Origin of the sequence: Paenibacillus sp. FSL H8-0104 (assembly GCF_038050215.1) — a bacterium.
Classification (GTDB): Bacteria; Bacillota; Bacilli; order Paenibacillales; family Paenibacillaceae; genus Paenibacillus; species Paenibacillus amylolyticus.
In genome coordinates this window covers 4,330,076-4,348,228 of record NZ_JBBOTC010000001.1, presented here as the reverse complement: position 1 = coordinate 4,348,228, position 18,153 = coordinate 4,330,076, and the positions used below count along the sequence as shown (strand labels likewise).

Genomic DNA, 18,153 nt, shown 5'->3' with positions numbered 1-18,153 from the left:
AGAGGAGGGAATTTCGGTGCTTTTGTTTTCGGTCTTAGCGGCAGCAGTTGCTCCGGGTCTCGCCTTGTTAACATACTTTTACCTGAAAGACCGTTATGATTATGAGCCACTTCATATGGTACTGCGGGTTTTCCTCATGGGTATTCTGATGGTACTGCCTGTGATGATTATTCAGCGTGGCATGATGATGTGGCTCGGGGATAATCCTTATCTTGAGGCCATTATGATCTCAGGTGGTGTGGAGGAATTCGTTAAATGGTTCGTACTTTATCATATCATCTATAATCACACCGAATTTGATGAGCCGTATGACGGGATCTTATATGCAGTCGCTGTTTCACTTGGATTTGCCACTGTTGAGAATGTGTTGTATGCCTTTGCGGGGAATGCATCCGTCTCAGCCATGTTCCTTCGGGCACTGCTCCCTGTTTCAGGGCACGCTATGTTTGCGGTAATCATGGGTTATTATATGGGTAAAGCCAAGTTTATCGGTGGTAAGAAAAAGCGGTGGTATCTGTTTCTTTCTCTGGTGTTACCTTTTTTCTGGCATGCATTGTACGATGTCATCATGAACACCATGGTGAATCATTGGTTGTGGTTTATAGCGCCGCTAATGGCGGGCCTGTGGTATGGGGCAATGGGTAAAATCACACGAGCTAATAACCGTTCTCCTTTTCGTTTTGTGAAGCGGGAGGAAGAGGTTAAATTATAAAAATACGGACACACTGGTGGACATAAAGCGCATATTGCGCCTATGACTCCGGTGTGTTTTTATTTTTACAGATAAACTCCCGGGGAATGACCGACAGAAACGGAGATCGTTGTGATGAGAATTAAAATTAAAATCAGATGCAAACAATGCGGTGAACGATTTACATTACGAGGCAAGAAAGATCGGGGCCGGATTGAGACGGGATTCAAGCAGTGCCTATGTGATAACAGAGACCAGTTCGAAATTGAAGAAGAGGGCATGGCAACTGGGGTCCAGCTGAATTAAAAGGAGGACCCAGACAGTACTTTAGCAGCCTGCTTGTGTAAGGACTGGAAATCGCATGCATAAGAGATCTTTCTTCGATCCACAATAGAGGTAGTGGTTTAGAAGAAAGGAGACTCTACCGATGTATAAACGATTAAGTTCAGTTATGTTTCCGATATTTGCGGTTCTACTGGTCGGTGCGCTCGTGTGGGGCTATCAGGAGAATCAGGAGAAGAATGCAATTCTGATCAAGGCAGAGAATCAATATCAGCGTGCCTTTCACGATTTATCTTTTCATATGGACAAATTGCATTCGGAGATTGGTAACACCTTGGCAGTTCACTCTACATCACAGGGGATGCATCGCAAAGGTCTGATGAATGTATGGCGACTCACCAGTGAAGCGCAGAATGAGATCAACCAACTGCCACTCACCATGCTACCATTTAACGAGACAGAGGAGTTTCTCTCGCGTATTTCCAACTTTGCCTATCGGGCGTCGATGCGTGACTTGACGAACGAACCGCTAAGTGAGAAGGAAATGGGCAACCTGAAAAAGCTGTATCAGAATTCATCCGAGATTACCAAGAATCTGCAGGATGTGCAGCAGAAAGTCCTGACGGACCGATTGCGCTGGATGGATGCAGAGACTGCCATGGCAACACAAGAGCAAACCATGGACAACACGATCGTTGATGGTTTTCGTACTGTAAACAAAAAGGTACAGGAATACCCGGAGCTTGATTGGGGTCCTTCCGTATCCAACATCTATGCAAAACGATCAGTCAAGAAACTGGACGGCTTGCCGGTGACCAAAGAACAGATTCAGAGCAAGGCTGCAAAATTCTCTGATGCGGATCGTAACAAAATTCAAGTGCAGGAGAACGGCAAAGGAACAGACTGGGAGTCCTACACTGCCACGATTGATCATGCCAACAATGGCAAACTGATGATGGATTTCACCCGTAATGGCGGAATGCTGATCTCTTACAGTGATACGCGTCCAATCGGAACCAAAAAAGTGTCTCGTCAGAATGCCATGGCTAAAGCAGATCAATTTCTAATGAACAAAGGCTATAAGGATATGAAGGCTGTAAACTACGATGAATATGGTAATCTGGGTAACCTTACTTATGTGCGTAAGCAAGGGGACACCTTGATTTATCCCGAGAAAATGTCAGTTCGTGTAGGTTTGGATACAGGCGAAGTAACCGGCTTCCAGGCGAGTGACTTTGTTTACGAACATAATGACATGCGCAAAATTCCGAAAGCAACTCTTACGGAGCAACAGGCGCGGAAAAAGCTTAATTCGGAGTTCGAAGAAAATTATGTTCGCAAATCCCTGATTGAGAATGATTACAGCAAAGAAGTATTGTGTTATGAATTCGGAGGGAAAATTAACGGTTCTCGTTACCGGATATACATTAATGCGAATACAGGAATAGAAGAAGCGGTTGAAGAGATCAAACCGGTCAATGCAACCTCATAAAAAGATGGATAATTTGAATTTGAAGTTGAGCGAATAACTGCGGCAGACCACGATGTGGTCTGTTTTTTTCTTGTTCAATGTGAGAAAGGTCATGGTATAATAGTCCTTGTACATACGAAGATAAATACATAAAGTGGCGGTGAACAGCTTGTTTCCGAAAATAAATGAAATTTTATACATCCAGATTGCTTCTGCAGATGAAAAAGAGGAACACAAAGAGTACAAATCACGCATTGCAGATATGGATGACAGCAGTTTTCTGATTGAGGTCCCAATGCAACAAGGAAGCAGCCGTCTGAAAAGGCTCTTTTTCGGAGATGAATTGTCCATTTCATATATTACGGAGGATGGGGTCCGGCATTATTTTAATACCTATATCACGGGATTTGAGGAAGATGTGGTCCGTCTTGTCCGTATCCGCAAACCGCTTCCGAGCGATATATCCAAAATACAACGGCGTAGCTTTCTTCGTGTTCATGCAAACCTCGAATTGGCCATCCAGAGTGAAGATCTGACCCGTGCTGTCGGATTGACTGAAGATATTGGCGGTGGTGGATTGTCCATCTACGGCGAAACAGGTTTCTCAATAGCTGAAGGTCAAAAATTGAAATGCTGGTTGCTGGTTCCCTACCGGAATTCAACCATTGAACATGTGAATTTTGAAGCTGAAGTTGTGCGGATCAAAACCCTGGAAACCGGCAGACAGCTATGCATGCTCAAATTTATGCAGATTTCAGATTCGGAGCGCCAGAAAATTATCAAGTTTTGTTTTGAGCGGCAACTTGACTATCGCACGAAATAGGAATGTTGTGGCATAAAGAGAGGGAACTGCGGGTACCGTAATGAAAAAACGGAGGTATTGCCTTGAATCGTCGTCATGCAACTCGCAGATATGAACGACTTTATTATGTTTTCTCCAGGCGAATGGAACGAAAGGTTACGATTCTGATTGCAGCCCTTCTAATCCTGCTTGTGGTATATCAATTGCTGCTGTTGGTACCAGGCTTCAAAAAGAATTTGACCACCATTGACCGCCTGGAAGGAACGCCAATTGAAGTGCAAACGATGAATGATTACAACCGTCGTTGATTTGTCTGTTTTTGCATCCATGTGTAGAGTGTGGTATAATTTTCACGATGCAGGCAATGCCTGTTTTTTTATTGAGGTTTATCGTTTGAGGAGGAATGCCCCGTTGGCAAGCCAGAACACATCAGAGAACGGGAAAATGAACGTTGCAATTGACGGACCTGCCGGTGCCGGGAAAAGCACGGTGGCCCGATTGGTTGCAGAGGCGCTCGCGTATGTATACGTCGACACAGGCGCAATGTACCGTGCGGTAACCTTGCATATGCTTCGGAAAGGTATTACACCGGAAGATGTGACACAGGTACTTCAGGAAGCCCAAAAGCTGGTCATTGATTTACAACCGGATCCCGACGGACAGAAAGTGTTCTGTAATGGGGAAGAAGTAACCTCGGAAATCCGCTCCCGTGAAGTGACGGGAATCGTGTCCCGATATGCGCAAATCGAGGGGCTGCGTACGCAATTAGTGGATACTCAGCGGCAAATGGCTTTGCGCAAGGGCGTCGTCATGGATGGACGCGATATCGGAACGACAGTATTGCCCGATGCGGAAGTGAAAATCTTCATGACTGCCAGTGTGGAAGAGCGTGCGCTTCGCCGCTTCAAAGAACTGGACCCCTCTGAAGGACTGACGTTGCAACAGCTGGAGCGAGACATTGCCACCCGTGACAGATTGGATGAGAATCGGGAAATTTCCCCATTGCGTTGTGCTGAGGATGCTATTGTCCTTGATACAACGGAGATGAACATTCATGAAGTGGTTGACAAAATCGTATCTTATTGCACAATGGTCAGAGGAGAGATCGGTCTATGATTTACACATTTTGCAGCACATTACTGCGGATCATTTATACCATTCTTTTCCGCTTGGAGGCCGTTGGACGGGAGAATATTCCGAAAGAAGGCGGCGTACTTTTATGTTCCAATCATATTAGTAACTTCGATCCTCCAACCGTTGGTATCAAACTTCGCCGTCAGGTGCGTTTCATGGCCAAAAGCGAATTGTTTGAAATTCCGGTACTCGGCCGAATTATTAAAGCCGTGGGCGCTTTCCCTGTTAAACGTGGAGGTGTCAGCAAGGAATCCATCAAAACCTCACTCAATATTTTGCGTGATGGTCAAGTGCTTGGAATCTTCCCCTCGGGAAGCCGTCACAATGATGGAGGTATCGGCAAAAAAGGGGCAGCGAGTTTTGCTCTCCGCAGTGGCGCTACAGTTATTCCTACTGCTATTATCGGTAACTACAAAGTTTTTCGTAAGATGAAAGTTGTATATGGAGCACCAGTAAGTTTGGACGAGTTCAAGGAAGACCCATCTGGAGAAGCTCTGGAGAAGGCGACTGAAAAGATTATGTCCAAGATTAACGAGATGGTGCAAACGGGCGTGCCAAGCAAGTAATGGCTTCGTCGGTAGCTGAGTGCATGTTTCCATATTTTTGAGGGAGACTAAAGTTTGAGCACTCAGTGATGAAAGTGTTTTGAACTCTGCTACAGGCAGGTTTGAATATAATGGGGTTTTTGAATTGAGGAGGGTATTTGACATGTCGGAAGAAATGAAAAATCAAGAAGCAACCCAAGATGAGTTGGATCAATTCGTTTCCTTGAAAAAAGGAGATACCGTAAAAGGAACCATCGTCAAATTGGAAGATAACCAAGCCTATGTGAGCATTGGATATAAATATGACGGTGTCATTCCAATTCGTGAACTGTCTTCATTACATGTTGACAGCGCGTCTGACGCAGTAGAAGTTGGACAAGAAGTTGAAGCTAAAGTTCTTAGCATCGACGACGAGAAAGAAAAACTCGTTCTGTCCAAACGTGCAATCGACAGCGAAAACGCATGGGATCAATTGCAAAAGCATTTTGAAGACCAAGACGTATTCGAAGTTGTTGTAGGTGATGTTGTTAAAGGCGGTCTGGTAGCAGACGTGGGCGTACGTGGATTTATCCCGGCTTCCATGGTTGAACGCCATTTCGTTGAAGACTTCAGCGACTACAAAGGACGCACACTGCGTGTTAAAGTGAAAGAGATCGACCGTGAGAACAACAAAGTGATCCTTTCCCAAAAAGACGTACTGGAGCAAGAATTCGAAGCAAACAAAGCTACAGTAATGGCTGGTTTGCAAGAAGGTCAAGTGATCGAAGGTACAGTACAACGTTTGACTCAATTCGGTGCATTTGTTGATGTGGGCGGAGTTGACGGTTTGGTTCACGTATCCGAGCTGGCTTGGACACACGTTGAAAAACCATCCGACGTACTGTCTGAAGGTGATAAAGTTAGTGTGAAAGTGCTGAAAGTTGACCCTGAAAAAGGCAAAATCAGCCTGAGCATGAAAGCTGTTCAACCAGGTCCTTGGGAAACAGCAAGCGAAAAATTCAATTCCAGCGATATCGTAACAGGTGTTGTAAAACGTCTGGTAGACTTCGGTGCATTTGTTGAAATCGCTCCTGGTGTTGAGGGACTTGTGCATATCTCGCAAATCTCCCACAAGCACATCGGCACTCCTCATGAAGTGCTGAAAGAAGGACAAGAAGTTCAAGTTAAAATCTTGGACATGAACCCTTCTGAGCAACGTGTAAGCTTGAGCATCAAAGAAACAGAAGAAGCTCCAGCTCAACCACAAAAATCAGAAAGACCTTCAAGAAACAACGCTCCGCGTGAAGAAATCAACAATCCAAACGTTTCCTTGAACAATCAAGGTATGAGCACTACGCTTGGCGAACTGTTTGGAGACAAACTCAGCAAATTCAAATAAGTTAACAATGCATGGTTCTAAGTTATATACTGCATATTTTGCTGAATAACAAAAGCAAGATCGGCGAGCCCAAGGCGGGTTCGCCGATTGTTTTTATTGCGAGTAATTTGGCATGAAACGTTAGCCAAGATATATCTTTTTTGCTATGATGAGTATCGTAAGTATGGACAGGAGGAGTGGAATGTATGGCAAGACCCGTTGTGGCAATTGTCGGACGACCGAACGTGGGTAAATCCACCATTTTCAATCGGATCATCGGCGACAGACTGGCCATTGTGGAAGACAAGCCGGGCATTACCCGTGACCGTATATATGGAATCGGTGAATGGAACGGTAAACCATTTAGTATCATTGATACAGGTGGTATCGAAATTGATGGTGAAGATGTAATCTTAAAATCGATTCGGATGCAAGCAGAGCTCGCTATTGAAGAAGCGGATGTTATTGTATTCATGTGTGATGCAAAAGCAGGTATTACGCAATCGGATGAAGAGGTAGCAGAGATGCTCTACCGCTCAGGCAAGCCTATTGTTGTAGCCGTTAACAAAGTGGATAATATCGGACGAAGTGAGCTCATTTATGAGTTTTATGGATTTGGTTTCGGTGATCCCATCGGCGTATCCGGAAGTCACGGTACAGGTGTAGGTGACTTGCTTGATGCAATTGTGGAGAAGTTGCCAGAACTTGAGGAAGAGACTTACGATGAAGATGTCATTCGTGTAGCTCTGATCGGACGTCCGAATGTGGGTAAATCTTCACTGGTGAACGCTATTCTGGGTGAAGAACGTGTCATTGTAAGTGACGTGGCTGGAACGACCCGGGATGCAATTGATACACCTTTTGAAAAAGACGGCCAACGTTACGTGCTGATTGATACAGCAGGTATGCGTAAGCGTGGTAAAGTATATGAAACAACTGAGAAATACAGTGTAATGCGTGCGATGCGTGCGATTGAGCGTGCAGATGTTGTTCTGATTGTCATTAATGGTGAAGAAGGCATTATTGAACAGGACAAGCATATTGCAGGATATGCATTCGAAGCTGGTAAAGCGTCATTGTTTGTTGTGAACAAATGGGACGTGGTAGAGAAGCATGACAAAACGATGAAAGAGTTTGAGAGAAAAATTCGGGATCACTTCCTGTTTATGACTTATGCTCCAGTCGTATTCTTGTCAGCCCTCACAAAACAACGCTTACAAAAATTGTTGCCGGTTGTGAAAAGGGTAGCAGATCAACACTCGTTACGTGTACAAACACATCTACTTAACGATGTGGTGTCTGATGCGGTTGCAATTAACCCTCCGCCAACGGATAAAGGACGGAGAATGAGAATTAACTATGTGACTCAGGTTGCCGTTAAGCCACCGACCATGGTTGTTTTTGTGAACGATCCGGAATTGATGCACTTCTCATATGAGCGCTACCTGGAGAATAAAATCCGTGCAGCGTTTGACTTCGAAGGAACACCAATTCGCATATTTACTCGGAAGAAGTCCGACGAAAGTTAGGGGAGAAGTGTGTGATTTTACAAATCGCAGCGATTGTACTGAGTTATCTGCTCGGTTCGATCAGCTTTAGTGTCCTCCTTGCCAAAGCGATACGGGGGATCGATATTCGTCAGCACGGAAGCGGAAACGCGGGAGCTACCAATACATTGCGTATTTTGGGTAAAGGACCAGCAATTGCTGTTCTGTTACTTGATGTACTTAAGGGTGTTGCAGCTGTATGGATTGGAATCTGGCTGAGTAACGGTTCTGCCTGGATTCCTGCACTCAGTGGTATAGCAGCCATTGCAGGACATAACTGGCCGCTTTACTTCCATTTTCGTGGAGGAAAAGGCGTTGCCACAGCCATTGGTGTTCTGGTAAGTCTTGCTTTCCTGCCTGCGTTATGTGCTGGGGTGATCGCCATTCTGTCTATTGTATTGACACGCTATGTTTCATTGGGCTCTCTGATTTTTGTAGCATTTACACCCATCTTTATCATGGTATTACCCGGATATTCAATGAATATCTTCTGGGGGAGTCTGATTATTTGTCTGTTTGCGTTCTGGAGACATCGTACCAATATTGCGAAGCTCGCCAAAGGACAGGAAAATAAATTGGGATCGAAAAACCCTGGAGGGGGTAAACGAGTTGTCTAAAAAAGTTGCTGTTCTAGTCGCTGGGAGCTGGGGAACAGCTCTCGCCAGTGTACTCGCCGCCAATCAGTTGGATGTGATGATGTGGACACGTGGTGAAGACCAGGCTAACGAAATCAATAACAAGCACACTAATACTCGCTATCTTCCGGATGCGGAGCTTTCACCACGGATTCAAGCAACAACTGATATGGAAGCTGCGGTGGAAGGCGCTATAGCTGTGTTAATTGTTGCGCCTTCATCAGCCATGCGTGCAGTTACGAACCAGCTTAAGGCTTATTACAAGCCTGAGATGTTAGTCATTCATGCAACCAAAGGTTTTGAGACAGAAAGCCTCAAACGGATGTCCACAGTCATTTCAGAAGAGCTTGAATGTGAAGAAGGACGTGTGGTTGTTCTTTCTGGCCCAAGCCATGCGGAAGAAGTGGTGAAGCGTTGTCCAACGACAGTGGTTGTAGCTTCACTGGATAAGGCATCTGCCGAATCTGCCCAAGCTTTGTTTATGAATGCTTATTTCCGGGTTTACACGAATCGGGATATGATCGGTGTTGAGCTGGCTGGTGCATTCAAAAATATCATTGCTCTTGGTGCAGGTATGTCCGATGGTCTTCAATTTGGTGATAATGCCAAAGCCGCTTTGCTAACACGCGGTTTGGCAGAGATCACACGTATTGGTGTTGAGATGGGAGCAAATCCGCTAACGTTTTCGGGACTTGCTGGAATCGGGGATCTGGTTGTAACGGCTACAAGTCAGCACAGTCGGAACTGGAGAGCAGGTTCCATGTTAGGCCAGGGACAGAAGCTGGATGATGTTCTGAAGTCCATGGGCATGGTGGTAGAAGGCATTCGAACTACGCAAGCTGCCTATTTCATCTCACAAAAATACGGTGTACAAATGCCAATTGCGGATCAGTTATATCACGTTTTATTCCAGGAGAGACAGCCGCGTGATGCGGTTGAAGCCTTGATGGGACGTGACCCGAAGACTGAAATGGAAGTCATGAAGCTTGAAACCTGGGAGCAGTGGCATTCCTGATTGTAATCAGCCTAAACGTACCTTGTGAAATAAGAAGCTTATTCACCTTTTCTGTAGCAGACTCATACTATACACATGAGTATTGCCGGAGGAGGGGAGACGAATGGGTAACAACATTTCCAAAGATGCACTGAATGCAATCAACAAGAAAACGGGTAAAACGATAACGGAAGGTGCCGTTAAGAAATTGGCAAGCACGGTGAAACCAACGACGATTCAGAATGAAGCTCAGTTGCGCCAATTGATCAAACAAGTATCCGCCATGGCGAAAGTTCCGGTATCTGAGGATACGGTTAAGGATATTGTGAGTGCGGTCAAGAAAAGCGGATTGAATCCGAGCAGTATGGAATCGTTAATGAAAATGATGATGAAAAAATAATAGATCACACCTGCATGTGCAGGTGATCCAGTAAGACAAAAAGACGAGTCGGCTTCTGCCGGCTTGCTTTTTTGTCTTTTTTTTGGAAAGTTGAGCTGAATTTCGTGTTATAATGGTTGCAATTGTCACAGTGTCAGTGATGAATATCGGACTGAAGGGGAGACTGCTGGATTATGAGCGCAATGGACAAGATGTGGCTGTCATTGGTGGCCATCCTCATTATGGGACTATCTGTATTCCTGATTACGTTTGCTCGTGCCAAAACAAAAGGTATTGTACGGGGGATTCTTTCTCTGATTGCATTTTTGATTATGCTGATTGGCTTGTTCGGTGGAATCGCTTCTCTGACCTGATTTCCCATGCCTGAAGGATAACATCCGCATAAGCACATCATAAGAACTGACACAATGAACACGGATGAGGGGAGTGTGAGCCTATGGGGCCGCATGATACGGAGGGTCGGACAGAGCGTTATCCGGAATTACACGCGGCTTTGCTGGAAACGGCCAAAGCCTGGAACACACAGCCACAGACATGGTTACTTGGAGGAAGTTGTGGGTTGCTGCTTCAAGGAGTGGAGTTGCAACAGGCTCCGAGAGATATTGATATCTATGCGGATGTTGCTGCTGCTAAAGAACTTCACCGTAGCGCTCCGGGGGGAATGCTTGACGAGCCTACAGTGGATAAGACAGGACCGTATGCTTCTCTGCTGAGCCACTATCAGGTGGGTGAATGTGCGCTGGAACTGGTTGGTGGTTTCGAAATATGGGCTCGCAAAAGTTGGTACCGTATTGAGATTGAACATGTACTTGCTCCGCATGCACCAGTAGCACAAGTGGGTTCATATAGCCTGCGACTGATGCCGCTTGCGCATGAGCTTTTGTTTAATCTGCTACGAGGTCGTGAAGATCGTTATGTCCCCATTGCGAAACAGATGCGCGAGCAGCCAGATGCACATCAACCTATAATGATGCTGTTAAGTCAACAGAATGTCTGGACAAGCCGCTTCAGAGCCGAAGTGGAAGAGCTTGTTGGCTTTACATGGCCCCAGTAGGTTGAGGGAGGAAAATGATGGACTATAAAGTTACTTTTTTACCTATGAACAAATCGATAGTGCTCAAACCAGGGGCAACACTTCTGCATGCAGCACGACGTGCTGGAGTCAAGATTACGACCCGATGTGATGGCAAAGCGGCTTGCCTGATGTGCAAAGTGAACGTGGATGAAGAACATCGGACGGAACTGTATCCACCAACAGATGCAGAAAAGCGCAAGCTAGGTTCACTGTTGGAAGCAGGTACACGACTGTCCTGTCAGGCCAAGGTGTGTGGATCTCTATCGGTTCATGTTCCAGAGGACCCGCTGAAGGCAGCCATTCGGAAACAACTGGAACGTCAACAACAGGAAGACGACTGGTTCTGAGCGTTATGACATTGATTCTCTAATGAGTTATTCAAGGAGGACACGAATGATTAGAAACAAGCCAAAATGTGTGGAAGGAAGCAGACGGCAGCGTCTGAAACATCAGACGGGCGGTCTGCTGTTATTCCTGTTGTTTGCTTTTACAGCAAGTGGTTGTATGTATCCATCCCAGAGCAATTCAGACCCTAAGATAGCCTATCGGGAAAGCGTGAGCCGCATCCAGAGTGCGGTCGAGGCATTTCAGCAAGATGAGGGGATTTTGCCAATCATCAATGCAGATATGGAAACGCCAAAATATGAGAAGTTCAGAGTGGACCTGCCCAAGTTGAAACAACTGGGGTATCTGGATGAAATACCGGGGACTGCTTTTGAAAGTGGTGGGAGCGCTTACTTCCTTATTCAGGACGAAGAAGTGAATCCGACCATTAAAGTGATGGATCTTCTGACCGTACAGAAAGTAAACGATGTGCAACGATTGGTTAATCAATATAAGTCCGTACATAACAATAAGCTGCCAAGCGGGGAAGAACTGTATCCGGGGTTATATGCTGTGAATATGGAGCAGGCTGCTCAGGCAGGTACTCCATCCATTACGCTGAATAGTGTATATTCAGGTCAGGCGTTACCGTTTATGATGGATGACGAAGGCAAGGTCTATGTAGATTATGCTTTTGATATTATGCAGGCAGTGGAAAAGTCTGACGTGTCTCCAGCAGAGACTGAAGATGTTCGGGATTTGCTGGTGGAACACTCCTACTTCGTACCTGTAAAATCGGTTTTCTACGCTTGGAAAAATAATGCGCCGGTTGCCCAGCCCATAAAATAAGCATGGTTGCAATTCAAATGATTTAGCTGTATGACCACCATGGCTCTAATGGTTCAAAAAGAGATATTCCAAATAAGGGATATCTCTTTTTTCTTTTGTCAGTATGAGCAATAACCGTCATAAAAGCTTCGCGGATCACATAAAGTAGATTGAAATAAAGACGCGCAGTCCGAGATCGGGGGATTCTCCTAATGTCATCACCTTAAGATAAAAAAACAAAAATACGCGTCATATTGCCGCATACGGATACATAAGATGATACTAGTCCAATTGCATGTACGAGTTAACGCCGCTCTCGCCGGTTTCATCAGAATGCAACGTTCGGCGGCGGACGACTTCCGGGCACTCACAAAGGCGGCTCTACCGTTGCAGGGATTTCAGTCTTCTGATTGAAAAAACGAAGCGGATGCTCTTTAGCATTTTTCCTTCGGAGTAATTTAGGGAGGGGATTTCATTGGAGAAAGTGGACATTTTTAAGGACATAGCTGAGCGGACCGGAGGGGATATTTATCTCGGGGTTGTCGGCGCAGTCCGGACGGGAAAATCAACATTTATTAAACGATTCATGGAAACCATTGTGTTGCCAAACATCACTAACGAGGCTGACCGTGGTCGAGCGGTGGATGAACTTCCACAGAGTGCAGCAGGTAAAACAATCATGACTACCGAACCAAAATTCGTACCAAATAACGCAGTCCAGATTAAGGTGGCAGAAGGACTCGATGTCAATGTGCGCCTTGTGGATTGTGTAGGTTACGCGGTGGAAGGAGCCAAGGGATACGAGGATGAGAATGGTCCACGCATGATCTCCACGCCTTGGTTCGAGGAACCAATTCCGTTCCAGGAAGCCGCCGAGATTGGTACTCGCAAAGTCATTCAGGAGCATTCCACACTGGGTGTTGTGGTAACAACAGACGGCACAATCGCCGAAATTGCCCGCAGTTCCTATGTGGAATCCGAAGAACGGGTCATTGCGGAATTAAAAGAAGTGGGTAAACCGTTTGTACTGGTCATCAACTCTACTCGTCCTCGCAGTGAAGAAGCCCTGCAATTGCGCAGTGAGCTTGCTGCCAAATACGATATTCCGGTGATGACACTCAGTGCAGCGACCATGACGGAAGATGATGTGACGGGTGTACTTCGTGAAGTGCTCTATGAGTTCCCTGTGCATGAAGTGAATGTAAACTTGCCGAGCTGGGTTATGGTACTCAATGAGACTCACTGGCTGCGTAGCAACTACGAAAATTCCGTACGGGATACCGTTAAGGACATTCGCAGACTTCGTGACGTGGATCGGGTTGTCGCACAGTTCATGGAATATGAATTCATTGATCGCGCAGGCCTGAGTGGCATGAATATGGGGCAAGGTGTAGCCGAAATTGACCTGTACGCGCCGGATGAACTGTATGATCAGATTCTCGTGGAAGTGGTTGGCATCGAGATTCGCGGTAAGGATCATCTGCTGCAATTGATGCAGGAATTCTCGCATGCGAAGAGAGAATACGACCGCTTCGCAGAAGCGCTGGAGATGGTCAAAACGACCGGATATGGCATTGCTGCTCCATCTCTCGCCGAGATGGCTCTGGATGAACCTGAGCTCATTCGTCAGGGCACCAAATTTGGCGTACGTCTGAAAGCAACGGCACCGTCCATTCACATGATCCGGGTTGATGTAGAATCTGAATTCGCACCAATTATCGGTACGGAGAAACAAAGTGAGGAACTGGTGAGATACCTGATGCAGGACTTCGAGAACGATCCGATCAAGGTATGGGATTCAGACATGTTTGGTCGTTCACTGCACTCCATCGTGCGAGAAGGTATCCAGGGCAAGATTGCCATGATGCCGGATAATGCAAGATACAAATTGCAAGAGACGCTGGGAAGAATCATTAACGAAGGTTCGGGCGGCTTGATCGCTATCATTCTGTAAAACATCAAAAGACCGTAAGGGGGCATCCCCTCGCGGTCTTTTTTATATGATTTCTTTATTTTGGATGAAATGGATAGGAAGAATAGTTCTTTCGAAAAAACTTAGCGAGTTTTAGCTTTAAATTGCTAAAACCCATTTACATACTAGGGATTAGCCGTTATATTAATATTCAACTATTGTGATCGAGATCACAGAGAGTGGACAGGGGGATACAGAGATGAAAAGAAAAGAGACTAAATGGGTATGGTTGAGTGTGTTATTAGTATTTACATTGGCGCTGTCCGCTTGCGGAATCAAAAAAGAACCGGCAGCCACTCCGGCTTCGGGCGCATCAGATGATACACCAAAAACGGAAGCAGTTACAGGCCCTCTAAGCGGCAAACGGATCGCACTTATTATGGAGTTTAATACAGGTACTTTCTCGCAGCAATATGTACAGGGTGTAAAAGAAGAAATCGAAAAATTCGGTGGAGAACTGACAACGTTTGTTGCCGATAATGACAAAGCAAAAATGGTATCCTTGCTTGATAGCGCTATTAACCAGAAATTTGATGCCATTCTCACGGATCATGGGGATTCCCTATTAGAGCCAGGCGTGAAGAAGGCAGTAGAACAGAATATTCCAGTGGTCGTGTTTGACGCAGCTATCAGTGTTCCAGGAGCCACAGTCCTGTCGCAGGATGACCAGAAGATGGCTGAACTGACGCTGGAGCAAATGAAAAAAGATATCAATGGACAAGGTAATATTGTCAAAGTATGGGTAGCTGGTTTCGCACCGATGGAACGCCGTCAGATTGCATACGGTGAATTCATGAAAGCAAATCCGGACATCAAGGAAATAGCTACATTTGGTTCTGCACAGAATCCGGCGCTGGATACACAAGCCAAAATGGAAGCTATTCTCAAGCAATATCCTAAAGGTGAGATTACAGCTGTATGGACTGCATGGGATGAGTTCGCCAAAGGTGCAGCACGTGCGATTCAACAAGCTGGACGTGATGAGATCAAAGTGTATGGTATCGATATGAGTGACGAGGATCTGCAAATGATTCAGGACCCGAAAAATCCTTGGGTTGCTTCTGCGGCTGTGGATCCAACAGATATTGGTCGCGTCCAGGTACGTTATGCTTATCAGAAATTGAACGGGGACGAGACGGAAGATGCAGTTGTTCTTAACCCGGTCTATGTTCAACGCGAAGCTCTGCCGGATAAACAAATCTCCACTTCGGAGCTGTCTGAGTTCGTTGAAGGTTGGGGTGGCAGCACACAAGGAATCAAGGACTGGATGAGTGAATACGGAATTACTGCTAAATAAGCAGCGTAAGGGAAGCGCGCCGCAAGGCGCGCTTTTTCCACCATAATGAAGATGATGTGCAAGTCTGGATGAGAAATGGGATACTCCCGTATGGGAACGATTGGAGGTTAACATCATGAGCACTGCACCGATTCTGCTTCAAATGGAACATATCCACAAGCAGTTTTCAGGTATTCCTGCACTGAAGGATGTGGATTTCTCTGTAAAAGGTGGGGAGATTCATGCGCTGCTGGGTGCCAATGGTGCCGGTAAAAGCACGTTAATGAAAATTTTGTCCGGTGCCTATCCATTGGATCAGGGAACGATTCAGTTAAGTGGACAAGCGCTTCATTTGAGTTCTCCGGGAGACGCGAAGGCAAGTGGGATTCACTGTGTCTATCAGGAAGTGGATGCGGCACTGGTGCCACAGCTGACGGCTGCGGAGAACATTATGTTGGATCAGTTGGCTTCATCTGCTGGAGGTTGGTGGAAAAGTCCACGGAAGCTGCAACAGCGCGCGGTTGAGGCATTGAAGCAATTAGGGGCGGACATATCCGTTCACCAAAAAGTGGCCGATCTGACACTTGCAGAAAAACAGATGATTTTGCTGGCACGGATTTTGATTCAGGATGCCAAGGTCATCATTTTTGACGAGCCTACTGCACCGCTGAGTCAGGAAGAAACGGATGCATTTTTCCGTATTGTACATCTGCTGAAGGAGCGGGGCGTAGCCTGCATTTTCATTACCCATCGTCTTGCGGAAGTGACGGGTCACTGTGATCGCGTTACGGTTATGAGAGATGGACAACATGTATTTACTGGTGAAGCAAAGGGACTGACGATCAATGATTTGGTTACTCAGATGTTAGGCAAACCATTTGAAGAAGAATTTCCAAAGACGGAAGCGCCCGTGGGGGAACTGCTTTTGGAGGCGCGTGGGCTTCGTCGTGGAGTGAAGGTTAAAGGTGTTAACCTCTCTGTAAGCCGAGGTGAAGTCCTCGCTGTGGTGGGTCTGGTAGGCGCGGGTAAAACGGAAAGCTCTCGTTTGCTGATTGGTGCAGATCGGCTGGAGGGAGGCGAGATCCGGCTTAACAACCGTAATCTCCGCCTATCTCAGCCTGCGGATGCGGCGGCTCTGGGGATTGTTTCTGTACCGGAGGAGCGGCGTAAACAAGGAATCCTGATTCAGGAGAACGTGGAACGAAATTTAAGTCTACCTTTGCTAAGTCGTCTTAGTACATTAGGTTTCGTAAGCCGTAAGAGGGAACGTCTAAACGCAGAGTCATTGGTGAAACAGCTTGGAATTAAAACATCGTCCGTGAAACAGGAAGTGAAATATCTAAGCGGTGGTAACCAACAAAAGGTAGCCATTGGTAAATGGCTTAATGCGGATGCGGATGTATTTATATTTGATGAGCCAACCAAAGGCGTAGATATTGGGGCAAAAAGTGACATTTTCCGCATCATTAATGAACTGGCTTTGGCGGGCAAGGGTGTAATCTATTTCACCTGTGAACTGGATGAAGGCATGGGAATTGGTGACCGAATCGCTGTCATGTGCGAAGGTGTTATCGTAAAAGAGTTCAAACGAGGCGAGACTAACCAAGAACAGCTGCTATACTATGCAAGCGGTGGACAAGAGGTGCAATCATGAAGGATAAATCACTGGATTTTGCGTTCCGTTACGGGGCGATTATAGTCATAATAGGTGTTATCGCATTTTTCGGCATTAAATTGCCTTATTTCTTTACGTACAGTAACTTGACCGATATTTTGGGCTCGATCTCTATCGTTACTTTTGTAGCGATCGGTGTTACGTTATCTCTCATTGTTGATGGATTCGATCTCTCGGTTGGGGCGACTGTCTCATTAACTACCGTTGTTACTGCTTCGTTAATGATTTGGTATCAACAACCACTGGCAATTGTAATTATTGTGCCACTAATCATTGGCGCTGTTATTGGTTTACTTAACGCTTTGCTCATTGTAAAATTGCGTATTCCGGATTTGCTCGCCACCCTTGCCACGATGTACATTATCGGAGGTATTCACAAAACGTATGCACAGGGATATACCATTTACAATCACATGCAGTTCCCTGATGGGAGCAAAGCTGCGGGAGAGATGGACCCGACATTCCTGCTAATAGGGCAGGGTAAATGGCTTGGTATGCCGATATCGGTTATCATGCTACTTATTGCGGTAATAGGTGTGCATATCTTTTTGACGTATACGAAATATGGGCGCCAGATGTACATTACAGGTGGTAATGAGGAAGCTGCACGGTTGTCTGGAATCAAGGTGAAAAAGGTGCGTACACTCGCCTATGTAGCCGCTGGAGTGTTTGCAGCAATCGGGGGTATCATCTATGCCTCCAAAGTAGGATCTGGGCAAATTGATGCGGGATCACCGTTGTTAATGGAATCCGTAGCTGCAGTATTTGTCGGTTTCTCTGTGTTTGGTGCGGGTAAACCAAATGTCATCGGAACCTTCATTGGTTCGGTTCTGATTGGTGTACTTGTGAACGGTTTAACAATGATGAACGTACAGTATTTCACACATGATATTGTAAAAGGTGGGGTTCTCGTGCTTGCCCTGGCGGTTACATTTTACGTCTTAAACCGCAACCGGACTTGAAATTGTGGGCTGTCTGTATTAGTATGAAATTTGTTCGGCGTCTGAAATGCCCGTGGTTTCAGACGACATTCTGCCGAAAATGACTGTTGACCGCAGGCGGAGATTTGTGTTCAGCGCTCAAGATGTACGTAGATTTTTTGCGTATGAACGTATATTTCGCTATAAAACGGAAACACAGTATAA

20 protein-coding genes are annotated in these 18,153 nt (G+C 45.9%); all 20 read left to right on the top strand.

Going from position 1 to position 18,153, the window contains the following annotated elements; genetic code table 11:
- Positions 1-16: 16 nt before the first annotated feature.
- The 20 genes from prsW (at position 17) to NST38_RS19215 (ending at position 17,970) form a co-directional block, all read left to right on the top strand.
- Positions 17-712: a glutamic-type intramembrane protease PrsW gene (gene prsW, locus NST38_RS19310; RefSeq protein WP_076249994.1), complete on the top strand. Its 696-nt coding sequence runs from the start codon at positions 17-19 to the stop codon at positions 710-712.
- 114 nt (positions 713-826) lie between these two features.
- Positions 827-997 carry a hypothetical protein gene (locus NST38_RS19305; RefSeq protein WP_179087834.1) on the top strand — a complete coding sequence of 57 codons (171 nt, stop codon included), beginning with the start codon at positions 827-829 and terminating at the stop codon, positions 995-997.
- A gap of 121 nt (positions 998-1,118) precedes the next feature.
- Positions 1,119-2,465 (top strand): germination protein YpeB, encoded by a 1,347-nt coding sequence (gene ypeB, locus NST38_RS19300; RefSeq protein WP_047843571.1) that lies wholly within the window; start codon positions 1,119-1,121, stop codon positions 2,463-2,465.
- Between the two features lie 148 nt (positions 2,466-2,613).
- Positions 2,614-3,267, top strand: a complete 654-nt coding sequence (locus tag NST38_RS19295; protein WP_076249995.1) for a flagellar brake protein — start codon at positions 2,614-2,616, stop codon at positions 3,265-3,267.
- 62 nt (positions 3,268-3,329) lie between these two features.
- Positions 3,330-3,554 carry a hypothetical protein gene (locus tag NST38_RS19290; RefSeq protein ID WP_036607715.1) on the top strand — a complete coding sequence of 75 codons (225 nt, stop codon included), beginning with the start codon at positions 3,330-3,332 and terminating at the stop codon, positions 3,552-3,554.
- Positions 3,555-3,657: 103 nt separating this feature from the next.
- Positions 3,658-4,362 carry a (d)CMP kinase gene (gene cmk, locus NST38_RS19285; protein ID WP_036607714.1) on the top strand — a complete coding sequence of 235 codons (705 nt, stop codon included), beginning with the start codon at positions 3,658-3,660 and terminating at the stop codon, positions 4,360-4,362.
- On the top strand, positions 4,359-4,946 hold the full coding sequence (locus tag NST38_RS19280; RefSeq protein ID WP_036607713.1) for a lysophospholipid acyltransferase family protein: 588 nt from the start codon (positions 4,359-4,361) through the stop codon (positions 4,944-4,946). The genes cmk and NST38_RS19280 overlap by 4 nt, the downstream gene beginning before the upstream one ends.
- A 142-nt stretch (positions 4,947-5,088) precedes the next feature.
- Positions 5,089-6,303 carry a 30S ribosomal protein S1 gene (rpsA, locus tag NST38_RS19275; protein ID WP_036607712.1) on the top strand — a complete coding sequence of 405 codons (1,215 nt, stop codon included), beginning with the start codon at positions 5,089-5,091 and terminating at the stop codon, positions 6,301-6,303.
- Positions 6,304-6,488: 185 nt separating this feature from the next.
- Positions 6,489-7,811, top strand: coding sequence for a ribosome biogenesis GTPase Der (gene der, locus NST38_RS19270; RefSeq protein ID WP_017687684.1), 1,323 nt, complete (start codon positions 6,489-6,491; stop codon positions 7,809-7,811).
- An 11-nt stretch (positions 7,812-7,822) separates the two neighbouring features.
- Positions 7,823-8,446 (top strand): glycerol-3-phosphate 1-O-acyltransferase PlsY, encoded by a 624-nt coding sequence (plsY, locus tag NST38_RS19265; protein ID WP_076249996.1) that lies wholly within the window; start codon positions 7,823-7,825, stop codon positions 8,444-8,446.
- On the top strand, positions 8,439-9,479 hold the full coding sequence (locus tag NST38_RS19260; RefSeq protein WP_036607707.1) for an NAD(P)H-dependent glycerol-3-phosphate dehydrogenase: 1,041 nt from the start codon (positions 8,439-8,441) through the stop codon (positions 9,477-9,479). Before plsY ends, NST38_RS19260 begins: the two co-directional genes overlap by 8 nt.
- A 103-nt stretch (positions 9,480-9,582) precedes the next feature.
- Positions 9,583-9,858 (top strand): stage VI sporulation protein F, encoded by a 276-nt coding sequence (locus NST38_RS19255; protein WP_017687687.1) that lies wholly within the window; start codon positions 9,583-9,585, stop codon positions 9,856-9,858.
- A gap of 173 nt (positions 9,859-10,031) precedes the next feature.
- Complete coding sequence (locus NST38_RS19250; protein WP_036607705.1) at positions 10,032-10,211, top strand: DUF2768 family protein; 180 nt, start codon at positions 10,032-10,034, stop codon at positions 10,209-10,211.
- 83 nt (positions 10,212-10,294) lie between these two features.
- Positions 10,295-10,912 (top strand): hypothetical protein, encoded by a 618-nt coding sequence (locus NST38_RS19245; protein ID WP_076249997.1) that lies wholly within the window; start codon positions 10,295-10,297, stop codon positions 10,910-10,912.
- Between the two features lie 17 nt (positions 10,913-10,929).
- A complete protein-coding gene (locus NST38_RS19240) occupies positions 10,930-11,280 on the top strand; it encodes a 2Fe-2S iron-sulfur cluster-binding protein (protein ID WP_076249998.1) in 351 nt (116 codons plus the stop codon).
- Positions 11,281-11,326: 46 nt separating this feature from the next.
- Entirely contained in the window at positions 11,327-12,106 is a 780-nt protein-coding gene (locus tag NST38_RS19235) for a hypothetical protein (RefSeq protein ID WP_101313628.1), read from the top strand.
- A gap of 454 nt (positions 12,107-12,560) precedes the next feature.
- The gene (spoIVA, locus tag NST38_RS19230; RefSeq protein ID WP_036607700.1) at positions 12,561-14,039 is read left to right on the top strand and encodes a stage IV sporulation protein A; all 1,479 of its coding nucleotides are present in this window, start codon (positions 12,561-12,563) and stop codon (positions 14,037-14,039) included.
- Positions 14,040-14,256: 217 nt separating this feature from the next.
- Positions 14,257-15,354 carry a sugar ABC transporter substrate-binding protein gene (locus tag NST38_RS19225; RefSeq protein ID WP_036672016.1) on the top strand — a complete coding sequence of 366 codons (1,098 nt, stop codon included), beginning with the start codon at positions 14,257-14,259 and terminating at the stop codon, positions 15,352-15,354.
- A 115-nt stretch (positions 15,355-15,469) separates the two neighbouring features.
- Positions 15,470-16,987 (top strand): sugar ABC transporter ATP-binding protein, encoded by a 1,518-nt coding sequence (locus NST38_RS19220; protein WP_076250000.1) that lies wholly within the window; start codon positions 15,470-15,472, stop codon positions 16,985-16,987.
- Positions 16,984-17,970: an ABC transporter permease gene (locus NST38_RS19215; RefSeq protein WP_017687695.1), complete on the top strand. Its 987-nt coding sequence runs from the start codon at positions 16,984-16,986 to the stop codon at positions 17,968-17,970. Before NST38_RS19220 ends, NST38_RS19215 begins: the two co-directional genes overlap by 4 nt.
- Positions 17,971-18,153 lie beyond the last annotated feature (183 nt).